The sequence below is a fragment of the Micromonospora sp. NPDC005220 genome (genome assembly GCF_040607895.1).
GTDB lineage: Bacteria > Actinomycetota > Actinomycetes > Mycobacteriales > Micromonosporaceae > Micromonospora.
This window is the reverse complement of sequence record NZ_JBEXHP010000165.1, coordinates 1-9,481: the sequence shown is the minus strand read 5'-3', so window position 1 is coordinate 9,481 and position 9,481 is coordinate 1. Positions and strand designations below refer to the sequence as shown.

Annotated in this window: 13 protein-coding genes; 8 read left to right on the top strand and 5 right to left on the bottom strand. The window is 71.1% G+C overall.

The window, feature by feature from the left end; all coding sequences use genetic code 11:
• The 4 genes from ABZU52_RS30560 to ABZU52_RS30545 form a co-directional block, all read left to right on the top strand.
• Positions 1-1,128 (top strand): NAD-dependent epimerase/dehydratase family protein (locus ABZU52_RS30560; protein ID WP_354974403.1); only part of this gene is annotated, 1,128 nt, incomplete at its 5' end.
• A 75-nt stretch (positions 1,129-1,203) separates the two neighbouring features.
• Positions 1,204-2,118: a MurR/RpiR family transcriptional regulator gene (locus tag ABZU52_RS30555; RefSeq protein ID WP_354974402.1), complete on the top strand. Its 915-nt coding sequence runs from the start codon at positions 1,204-1,206 to the stop codon at positions 2,116-2,118.
• Positions 2,115-3,056 (top strand): N-acetylmuramic acid 6-phosphate etherase, encoded by a 942-nt coding sequence (gene murQ, locus ABZU52_RS30550; protein ID WP_354974401.1) that lies wholly within the window; start codon positions 2,115-2,117, stop codon positions 3,054-3,056. The genes ABZU52_RS30555 and murQ overlap by 4 nt, the downstream gene beginning before the upstream one ends.
• Before the next feature lie 376 nt (positions 3,057-3,432).
• Positions 3,433-4,422 (top strand): sigma-70 family RNA polymerase sigma factor, encoded by a 990-nt coding sequence (locus ABZU52_RS30545; RefSeq protein WP_354974400.1) that lies wholly within the window; start codon positions 3,433-3,435, stop codon positions 4,420-4,422.
• Positions 4,423-4,493: 71 nt separating this feature from the next.
• Here ABZU52_RS30545 and ABZU52_RS30540 read toward each other — a convergent pair whose 3' ends face one another.
• Positions 4,494-5,471, bottom strand: coding sequence for an NlpC/P60 family protein (locus ABZU52_RS30540; RefSeq protein ID WP_354974399.1), 978 nt, complete (start codon positions 5,469-5,471; stop codon positions 4,494-4,496).
• A gap of 501 nt (positions 5,472-5,972) precedes the next feature.
• Here ABZU52_RS30540 and ABZU52_RS30535 point away from each other — a divergent pair.
• Positions 5,973-6,494 carry a DUF6232 family protein gene (locus ABZU52_RS30535; protein ID WP_354974398.1) on the top strand — a complete coding sequence of 174 codons (522 nt, stop codon included), beginning with the start codon at positions 5,973-5,975 and terminating at the stop codon, positions 6,492-6,494.
• Positions 6,495-6,548: 54 nt separating this feature from the next.
• Here ABZU52_RS30535 and ABZU52_RS30530 read toward each other — a convergent pair whose 3' ends face one another.
• Positions 6,549-6,878, bottom strand: a complete 330-nt coding sequence (locus ABZU52_RS30530; RefSeq protein WP_354974397.1) for a DUF3817 domain-containing protein — start codon at positions 6,876-6,878, stop codon at positions 6,549-6,551.
• Between the two features lie 25 nt (positions 6,879-6,903).
• Positions 6,904-7,326: a hypothetical protein gene (locus ABZU52_RS30525; protein WP_354974396.1), complete on the bottom strand. Its 423-nt coding sequence runs from the start codon at positions 7,324-7,326 to the stop codon at positions 6,904-6,906.
• A gap of 134 nt (positions 7,327-7,460) precedes the next feature.
• On the opposite strand from ABZU52_RS30525, the gene ABZU52_RS30520 reads away from it, so the two are divergent.
• From ABZU52_RS30520 to ABZU52_RS30510, 3 genes are read left to right on the top strand one after another with little or no spacing between them, the layout of a single operon-like run.
• On the top strand, positions 7,461-7,799 hold the full coding sequence (locus tag ABZU52_RS30520) for a DUF6158 family protein (protein ID WP_354974395.1): 339 nt from the start codon (positions 7,461-7,463) through the stop codon (positions 7,797-7,799).
• Entirely contained in the window at positions 7,799-8,137 is a 339-nt protein-coding gene (locus tag ABZU52_RS30515; RefSeq protein ID WP_354974394.1) for an SRPBCC family protein, read from the top strand. The genes ABZU52_RS30520 and ABZU52_RS30515 overlap by 1 nt, the downstream gene beginning before the upstream one ends.
• 53 nt (positions 8,138-8,190) lie before the next feature.
• Complete coding sequence (locus tag ABZU52_RS30510) at positions 8,191-8,730, top strand: DUF1360 domain-containing protein (RefSeq protein ID WP_354974393.1); 540 nt, start codon at positions 8,191-8,193, stop codon at positions 8,728-8,730.
• Positions 8,731-8,789: 59 nt separating this feature from the next.
• On the opposite strand, the gene ABZU52_RS30505 is transcribed toward ABZU52_RS30510, so the two are convergent.
• Complete coding sequence (locus ABZU52_RS30505) at positions 8,790-8,984, bottom strand: hypothetical protein (RefSeq protein ID WP_354974392.1); 195 nt, start codon at positions 8,982-8,984, stop codon at positions 8,790-8,792.
• A 23-nt stretch (positions 8,985-9,007) separates the two neighbouring features.
• Positions 9,008-9,241, bottom strand: coding sequence for a hypothetical protein (locus tag ABZU52_RS30500; RefSeq protein WP_354974404.1), 234 nt, complete (start codon positions 9,239-9,241; stop codon positions 9,008-9,010).
• Between the last annotated feature and the right edge of the window lie 240 nt (positions 9,242-9,481).

Here is a 9,481-nt window from a genome sequence, read left to right as displayed (position 1 = left end):
ATGAAGTTGTTGCCGCGACGCGCCGGTCCGAGTGGCAACAACTTCATGATCGCGGTCTGCCGTGGGCAGAGTGGTTGGTTCGTTCGGGTGTTGCGGGCGCAGGATCGGTGCATGCGGATCCTGATTCTCGGTGGCACCCAATTCCTCGGCCGGGCGACGGCCAAGCTCGCCGTCGAGCAGGGTCACGAGGTGACCTGCGCGGCCCGGGGCGTGTCCGGCGCGGTGCCGGACGGGGCGCGGTTCGTGTCGGCTGACCGCGATGATCCGGAGGCGCTCACCCCGCTCGCCGCCGAGGGCTTCGACGCCGTGGTGGATGTGACCCGCCAGATCAGCCACGCCCGGCACGCGCTCGCCGCGCTCGCCGACCACGTCGGCCACTGGTCGTTCGTGTCGACGATCTCGGTGTACGCCGACCACACCACCCCGGGCCAGACCGCGGCGGACGCGCCGGTGCTGGCGCCGGCCCCGCCGGACGTGGACGGTCCGATCGGCCCGGACCACCGCTGGTACGGCGAGTGCAAGGTGAGCATCGAGGAGCTGGTCCGGGAGCGGGTCGGCGTGGACCGCTCGTTCATCTGCCGGGCCGGGCTGATCGTTGGCGCGGAGGACCCGAGCGACCGTTTCCCGTACTGGGTGCGGAGACTGTCGGCCGGTGGCGAGGTGCTGGCACCCGGACGGCCGACCGACCGGGTGCAGTTCGTGGACGTCGCCGATCTGGCGCGTTGGTTGCTGTACGCCGCCGACACCCGTCTCGGCGGCACGTACGACGGCACCGGTCCCGCGATGTCCCGGGCCGACCTGCTGGCCGGGGTGGCCGCCGGGTTGGATGTCGCCGATCCGGTCCTCACCTGGGTCGATCAGGAGTTCCTGCTGTCCCACGACGTACGCGAGTGGTCGGGGGAGCGGTCGCTGCCGCTGTGGGTGCGACTGCCGGAGACCGCTGGCCTGATGGACCGGGACGTTCGACCGGCCCTGGCCGGCGGTCTGACGGTCCGGCCGCTGGCCGACACCGTTCGGGCGACCGCGTCCTGGATGGCGGCGCACCCGGCGACCGTCCGGCAGGGTGGACTCGACCCGGCGGATGAGGCGGCGATCCTGGGAAAGTGGCAGGCTGTGCGGGACCGGTGATCCCGGCGATCGAAGTTTCTCCCACCTCGGACAGTCATAGTTGACGCTCACGCCTGGTGAAAGTAAGTTTCACCCGTGGCGAAGAGTCCGAAGATTTCTGCGAGTCACGAGCCCGGTGGGCTGATCGTCCACATCAGCGGGCTGTTGCCGTCGCTGTCGCCCGCCGAACAGCGGGTCGCCCGGCTGGTCGTGTCCGACCCGGCGGCCGCCGCCCGGCGGACCATCACCGACCTCGCCACCGCAGCCGAGACGTCGGAGGCGACCGTCATCCGGTTCTGCCGCTCGGTGGGCATGGACGGCTACCCCCAACTGCGCATCCGCCTCGCCGCCGAGGCCGCCCGCCGGATCGAGCCACCGGACGCCCGCGTGGTCGGCGGTGACATCCCGCCCGGCGCCGACCTCGCCCAGATCATCGCCACCATTGCGTTCAACGACGCCCGCGCCGTCGAGGAAACCGCCGAGCAACTCGACCCGGCCGTCTGCGAGCAGGTGGTCGAGGCGATCAGCGGCGCCGGTCGAATCGACATCTACGGCGCCGGCGCCAGCGGATTCGTCGCCTCGGACTTCCAGCAGAAGCTGCACCGCATCGGCCGGATCGCCTTCTACTTCCCGGACGTGCACACCGCGCTGACCTCGGCCGCCCTCCTCGGCCGGGGGGACGTGGCGATCGGCATCTCGCACACCGGCACCACCTCCGACGTGATCGAGGTGCTGGAGCAGGCCCGTACCCGCGGTGCCGCGACCGTGGCGCTGACCAACTTCCCCCGCTCGCCGCTCACCGACGTGGCGGACTTCGTGTTGACCACGGCGGCCCGGGAGACCACCTACCGCTCCGGCGCGACGGCCAGCCGACTTGCGCAGCTCACAGTTGTCGACTGCCTCTTCGTCGGGGTGGCCGCCCGCAACCGGGCCCGGGCCCGCAAGGCCCTGGAGGCGACCGCCGAGGCGGTCCAGTCGCACCGGGTGGGTGCCAACCGGAGGCGGGCATGACGGCCGGTGCGGAGATGCCCGCACCGCCCGCTCGCCCGACGGTCCGGGTGGGCGCCCCCACCGAACGGCGTAACCCGCTCAGCGTCGACCTCGACCTGATGTCGACCCGGGACGTGCTCACCGTGATCAACCAGGCGGACCGGAGGGTGCCCGCGGCGGTCGCCGCGGTGCTCGACGAGATCGCCACCACCGTCGACCTGGCGGTCGAGGCGCTTCGCGGCGGTCACCGGGTGCACTACTTCGGGGCCGGCACCTCCGGCCGGCTGGGCGTGCTCGACGCGGCGGAACTGGCCCCCACCTTCAACTCGCCCCGACACTGGTTCTGCGCGCACCTCGCGGGCGGCCCGGACGCCATGTGGCGGGCCGTCGAGGACGCCGAGGACGATGACCGGGGCGGCGCGGTCGAAGCGGCCAGTTGCGTACGTGCCGGTGACCTGGTGGTAGGTCTGACGGCCAGCGGACGCACGCCGTACGTCCTCGGGGCGCTCGCCGCAGCCCGCGCCAAGGGCGCCCCGACGGTGCTGCTCTGCGCCAATCCGGAGGCGGAGGCCGCTCGGTCGGTCGACGTGTTCATCGGGGTGGACACCGGACCCGAGGTGGTCACCGGTTCGACCCGGATGAAGGCGGGCACGGCACAGAAGTTGGTGCTCAACACGTTCTCGACCGCCGTCATGGTGCGCCTGGGGCGGGTCTACTCGAACCTCATGATCGATATGGTCGCCACCAACGCGAAACTCCGCGGCCGGATGATCTCAATTCTGGTCGAGGCGACCGGCTGCTCGGAGGAACTCTCCCGGCAGGCCCTCACCGAGGCTGACGGGGACCTGAAGACGGCGCTCGTCTCCCTCGTCTCGGGCGCTGAGATCGAGGCCGCCCGCGTCGCGCTGGCCCGCTCGGCCGACCAGGTGCGCGGCGCCCTCGCCCTGCTCGCCTCCTAGCGCCCCCGCCCCGGGAAGCGAACGGGGCCTCGGATTGTTCATCTGGCCGGGGGGTAATGACACCCCAGTGAATGAACCGACCGGTCCACCGGTGCGTATCTGGCAGTGACCAGGATCGCATCGTGGTGGTGACCCGGGTCGCTGTGCCCCCACGGCGGGCGGTGTTGCCATGGTGCGGTAACCCGTACGTGGTGCCCAGTGGCGAGCCACCCGATGGGGTGCTGACAGCAAACGTGGATCGTGCTCTCAGCTACTACTCAGGCATTCGTGACACTTTCGACTCACGACGAGGAATCCCCGACACGTCTCATCTGTTGTGTAGGTGTCAGCACCGATGGGCACAGCAGAAGTTACCAGGGGCTGACAGGTGTGGGGAATGGCAAGGAACCGGGCAACCGGCGCGAGCGAGGGGACCGTGGGCAACGTGGACAAGAACATCGGCATGCGAACCGATCAGGTCGCCGAGGAACGCGACCTGGTGGGCGTCTACCTGCACGAGATCTCCCGGACGCCACTGCTGGACGCCGCCCGGGAGGTAGAGCTCTCCAAGGCGATCGAGGCCGGCCTCTACGCCGAGCACCTGCTCGGTGCGGACGCCGTTCCCGCCGGTGTCGACCGGGCCGACCTGGAGTGGCTGGTCGTCGAGGGGGAGCGCGCGAAGGACCTCTTCATCCGCGCGAACCTCCGACTGGTCGTGTCGATCGCCCGGCGTTACGTGCGCTCGGGGATGCCCATGCTGGACCTGATCCAGGAGGGCAACACCGGCCTCGTCCGGGCGGTCGAGAAGTTCGACTACGAGCGCGGCTACAAGTTCTCCACCTACGCCACCTGGTGGATCCGGCAGGCGATCAGCCGGGCGATCGCCCAGCAGGAGCGCACCGTCCGTCTGCCGGTGCACCTGGTGGAGGACGTCAACCGGATGCGCAACGTGGCTCGGCAGCTGACCCGTGAGTTGGGCAGCGACCCGGAGCCGGAGCAGATCGCCACCGCCCTCGGCGTCACCGTCGAGCGGGTGAACGAGCTGCGCCGCTGGTCGCAGGACACCGTCTCGCTGGACACCCCGGTCGGCGACGATGGCGACACCAGCCTCGGCGACCTGGTCGCCGACAGTGACGCGCCGTCGCCGGAGGACATCGTCCTCAGCGGCCTGGAGCGGCAGCGCATCGAGGGGCTGCTCAACCACCTCGACGACCGGTCCGCCGGCATCATGCGGGCCCGCTACGGGCTGGAGGACGGCCGGGAGCACTCGCTCACCGAGGTCGCATCCCGGTTCTCGCTGTCCCGCGAGCGGATCCGGCAGTTGGAGATCCAGGCCCTCGGCCGGCTCCGTGAGCTGGCCCGTGCGGAGGGGCTGCAGGCAGCCTGACCTGGTAGTAATAACGGCGAACGGCCGGCGTCCGATAGGGGGACGCCGGCCGTTCGCCGTTGCCGTCGTGGTTAGCGAACCCGGCCGTAACCCTGGATAGGCATCATGTTCATGCCGCGCTTGAGCACGTTGCGACCGGCGCTGGGCGCGTCGATCACCTGACCGCCGCCCACGTAGAGGGCGACGTGCCCGAGCCCGCTGTAGAAGACCAGGTCGCCGGGGCGTAGGTCGCCCTGCCCGATATGGGCGACAGCGCTCCACTGCATCCGGGTGTTGTGCGGCAGGGACCTCCCGGCCGCCCGCCAGGCCGCCGAGGTCAGCCCGGAGCAGTCGTAGCCGTTCGGGCCGTCAGCGGCCCAGACGTACGGCTTGCCGATCGCGCCGAACGCGTAGCGCACCGCCGTGCCGGCGGCACCGGACACGGCGGGCACGTTCTTGGCCTCGTTCGTTGCCGCCGCGGGCTGGGGCCGCTCGGTGGCGGCCCCGTACGCCTGCCGGCGCAGCTCGTACAGCTTGGCCAGGTCCTGCTCGATCTTCTTCTTACCCGCCGCGAGCTGGCGCGCCTGCGCGGCCTGCCGGGTCAGGGTCGCGTCCAGGCGGGTCTTCTCGTCGAGCAGCCGCTGCTGGTCGGCCGTGAAGCCGGAGATGCTCTGCTGCCGCTGGCGGGTCAACTGCTCGATCGTGCCGAGCCGGTCCAGCAGGGCGGCCGAGCCGCCGGAACGCAGCAGGGCCTCCGCGGTGCGCAGGCCGCCACTCTTGTACGCGGTGGACGCCAGCTCGGCCACGTCGGCCCGGCTCTGCTCGACCTGCTGTTCGAGCGGGCCGATGCGGGTCTGTAATCGGGCCACGGCGGCCTCGTTTGTCTTGATCTCCTCACGCAGCTTGTTGTACGACTCGACGACCCGCTCCAACTCGGCCGAGGACGTCTCGATCCGGCGGGTCAGGTCGGCGGGGGACGGCTCGGCCTGGGCCACCGCCGTCGGGGCGATCAGCGCGGCCGACATGCCGACCAGCGCCACGGTGCGCAGCAGATTTCTCAGGGATGACAAGAGCGGAAGGCCCCTCTCCCACGGCCGTCGGGGCTGCTGACGCCCTCGACGACACCGGCCGGGGCCATCCGGGCGGACGGCACTGGGCCGAACCGGCTCCCCAACCTAACCCGGGACGGATGTCGCTCGCAGTTGAAGCAGGGGCGAAAGTTGGGAGAGTTGCGGGTCGGGCCCCTGGGCTGGGTGGCGTCCATCGTGGCTGATGACGCCTGCGGGCGAGGGGAACACCGTCCGTTTCACGAACTAACGAGGGATATATGACCTTCGTCGTTCCGGGCGTATGCCGCCGGATTCCTGGCCGCCATAACCGTTAAAAGCTGAAATGGATGCTGTTTCTAGGCGATGTCACTCGGCCGTGGGGGGCTGTCGGGAGCCGGCAAATGCCCAGGTCGACTGGCAGTGCCCGAACACAATGAAGTCCGGAGCCGGGAATCCCGTCGACAGGTAGCGACAACTGTCACCAGCGGTCCACTCGGCCAACCGTCCCCTGCGGGAGGAACCGTGAATCGTGAAGGCGCAAAGACGCGACCGCCGCGAACGGTGCCGGGCGCCCGGTCGACGCTGCTGTACGCGCGGCCCGGCATCATCGTGACCGTCGACCGGTTCACCGTCGGTCGAAACAGTTACCGGGTCGCCGACCTGGCCCATCTGCGTACCACCCGGGGCCCGCACGACCGGGTCGCCGTCCGGGCCGTCGTCATCACCGCCAGCATGCTCGGCGGTGTGGGGGTGCTCCTCGGCTTCACCGGCGGCCTGCAACGCCTCACCGCCGAGGCGTACCTGATCCTCGGCGCGGTGTTCCTCCTCCCGGCCGCTCTCGCCCTGGTCGGCGATCGCTGGCGCCCACCACCGCACGAGCTGTGGGGGTGGTACCAGGGAACGGAGGTGCTGCTCTTCAGCGCCGACGACGAACGGCAGTTCGGCCAGGTCGCCCGGTCACTGCTGCGGGCCCGGGAGGTCAACCGCTACGGCGGTTGGAGGGACCCGCTCGCCTCAGCTGACCCGTGGCGGCCCAACCGCTGACCCGATGGGTGGACCGGCGCCGAGGTGGCGTCGGCCCGCGGCCGTTCCGCAGGCTCAGCGAGCGACCGGCTGCGGAGCCCGTTCCTGCTGCGGCGCGGACAACCAGGCGCTGACCCGACGCTCGGCGTAGAACGAGACGAACGGCACGGTGCCGGCCAGCATCACCAGCAGCATCCGCTTCAGCGGCCAGTCGGCTCGACGGCTCAGGTCGAAAGCGGCCACCAGGTAGATCATGTAGAGGAAGCCGTGCGCCGGCCCGACCGTCTCCACCACGACCGGGTTGTCGAACGCGTACTTCAAGGGCATGCCGATCACGACCAGCAGGATCAGCACCACGCCCACGATCCAGGCGATCACGCGGTACCGGGTAAGGGCAGGGCCCACCGTCGTCCGTCCTTCCGAGCCCGGCTCAGCCGGGATAGTCACCGGGCCGGGCGCCCGGATTGGCGTTCAACCATGACAGGTAGTGGTTGTAGGCGGCCAGGTCGGTGTCCTCGGCGACCTCGCCGGTGGCCGGCACCCGGGACACCCGCACCGGGCGGCGTACCGCCGGTCGGGACCCGGTGGTGACCGCCGGCGTCGGCTCGACGGCCGGACCCGCTGGCGGCGCGTCGGCCTCCGCCTCCCGGCGGCGGGCCAGCTTCACCTCACGCCACCACACGTAGACCACGAAGCCGGCGAAGATCGGCCACTCGACCGCGTACCCCCAGCTCAGGCTGTTGCCGGCAGCGGCCCGGCTGATCTGCCACCAGCCCAGCCCGAGGAAGCCCACGACCAGCACGACCATGGCCACGTGACGCGCGATCCACGCCGGGGTCCAGAGCCGCCTCATGGCATCGAGCGTACCGGGGACGCTGCCGGTCTCCGACACCGTGTCGTAGATGTCGCCTCACCGGCGTGGTTTGGCATCACCACGCCTGGGCAATCGTCTAGATGCCAGCCCAAACGAGATCAAGGGGGGCGATCATGACCGGATCGGTACGTGAGGACGGTTTCGCGTCCGGCGGCAGCGCGGATATGAGCCCGGAGCAGCGGGTGCCCGAGTGGGGCGGCGACCAGCTCGCCGACCCGGCCGGCGCTCCCGGTCTCGACGGCGATCTGCTCGGCGTCGACCCGACGGAGCTGACCGACGAGGACCTGATCCGCGAGTTGCACAGCCTGCACCGCACCCGCCTGGACACCCTGCGGCACGCGGCGGACTCCGCACTCGCCAACCACCTGCGGCGCACGGCGGAGCTGGAGACCGAGTACCTGGCCCGGCACCCGGGCCGTGAGGTCGATCCCAGCCGCCTGCGGGACGCATGATGCCGGCGCGCGCCGTGCGCGGCATGTCCGCTCCACCCGAGGTGGTCTTCAGCACCGCCACCGACCCCGCCCGCGCGTCGGCCTGGCTGCCGGAGCCGCTGCGTGGCGACGGCAACCCCGCCGCGGAGATCAGTGGTGAGGAGCTGTGCGCCCGGTGGGGCGACGGCGACGCCGACGACTGGTCCGCCGAGCTCAGGGTCGAGCCGGCGGATTCCGGCGGTGCCCGGATTCAGCTCGACCTGGCCGACGGGTCGGGCGGGCCCGGTCCGGACCAACTGGTCGACGAGGCGCTCACCAACCTGGCACGTGAGGTCGCCGACAACCTCCAGGCCGGCTGAGCCGGCCACGCGGGACGCCGATCCCGCACCACCACGACATGTGAGGAGATCGGGTGAGCGACACTGACCTGCGGCAGAAGGCGGCCCGGCTGCGCCGGGCGTACGCGCCGCACGAGCACCGGCCGCTCGGCGGCTACCTGGTGGCGATGGGCGCCTACGCCGGGGTGACGGGGGCTCTCGCCGGCCTGGTCAAGGCGACCGGCCGGCCGGTGCCGGAGCGGCCGGCCCCGTCCGACGTGGTGCTGCTCAGCATCGCCACGCACAAGCTGAGCCGGTTGCTGTCCAAGGACGCGGTGACCAGCCCACTTCGGGCGCCGTTCACCCGCTACGACCGCCCGATCGGCAGTGGCGAGGTGATGGAGCAGGTCCGCGACTCGGGCAGCCCGACCCGGCACGCCATCGGTGAGTTGCTGAGCTGCCCGTTCTGCCTGGCGGTGTGGGTGGCCACCGGGCTGACCGGCGGCCTGGTGCTCGCGCCCCGGCTCACCCGCCTGGTGGCCACCGCGCTGACGGCGGTTGCCGCGTCCGACTTCCTCCAGATGGCGTACGCGACGGCGCAGCAGGCCGCCGAGGGCGGGCACGACGACGACTGACGAACACAGGACACGGGAAGGGGGCCGGCACACGCCGGCCCCCTTCGCTGTCGTACGCCTCAGCGCTGCATGCCGGACCAACCGTGCGGTGACTCCGGCTCCCGTTCGTCCTCGTCCGCCCCGGTGATGATGTCCCGGTCCACCGCCGTCCTGTCGTGCTCGTTGGCGAAGTCAGGCTCGGGCGTGGTGTCCCTGCCCTTCGGGGGCTGCCCCAGCGCCGGCACCTTCTCGTCGTGGTCCTCGTGGCGTGCCATGTCGGTGTCCCTTCTGCGGTCGCTCAGCCGACCGAGCCGCCCAGCAGGTCGCTGGCCTCGTCCACCGCATACTCACCTTCGGGCAGCGCGTCGATGCGGGCGAGCAGCTCCGGTGGGAGTTCGGCGGCCACCGCCTGGCGGTAGATCTCCGCCTGCTCAACCCGCTCTTGCGCCCGGAAGATGCCGTCGAGCAGGTCGTCCAGTGCCCGGGTGTCCGGCTCGTCGGCCAGTGGTGAGTCGTCGGTCACGTCGATCAGCTACCCGGGGCGGAATCGGTCAAACCCACCCCGGCGGCCGGCCTGCGCTCTTGGTCGATGGCCCCGGAATCCTCCCTTTGCTCTGCACCCGCCGATGCGACGGTCACCCACCGTGAGTGGTGCGCCGACGGGTGCAGAGCAAAGGGAGACACGGATCAGGGCGGGGGTAGGGCGGGCAGCAAGGTGGGAGCGAGGGGCGGGGAGCGGGGGCGGTGGGTTCGCGGACCACACAGACAGCGC

Excerpts from the sequence above, each read along its gene's own strand:
- ABZU52_RS30545 (WP_354974400.1), top strand. The coding sequence starts at position 3,433 with ATGGCAAGGAACCGGGCAACCGGCGCGAGCGAGGGGACCGTGGGCAAC.
- ABZU52_RS30515 (WP_354974394.1), top strand. The coding sequence starts at position 7,799 with ATGCCGGCGCGCGCCGTGCGCGGCATGTCCGCTCCACCCGAGGTGGTC.
- ABZU52_RS30505 (WP_354974392.1), bottom strand. The coding sequence starts at position 8,984 with ATGGCACGCCACGAGGACCACGACGAGAAGGTGCCGGCGCTGGGGCAG.
- murQ (WP_354974401.1), top strand. The coding sequence starts at position 2,115 with ATGACGGCCGGTGCGGAGATGCCCGCACCGCCCGCTCGCCCGACGGTC.
- ABZU52_RS30525 (WP_354974396.1), bottom strand. The coding sequence starts at position 7,326 with ATGAGGCGGCTCTGGACCCCGGCGTGGATCGCGCGTCACGTGGCCATG.
- ABZU52_RS30520 (WP_354974395.1), top strand. The coding sequence starts at position 7,461 with ATGACCGGATCGGTACGTGAGGACGGTTTCGCGTCCGGCGGCAGCGCG.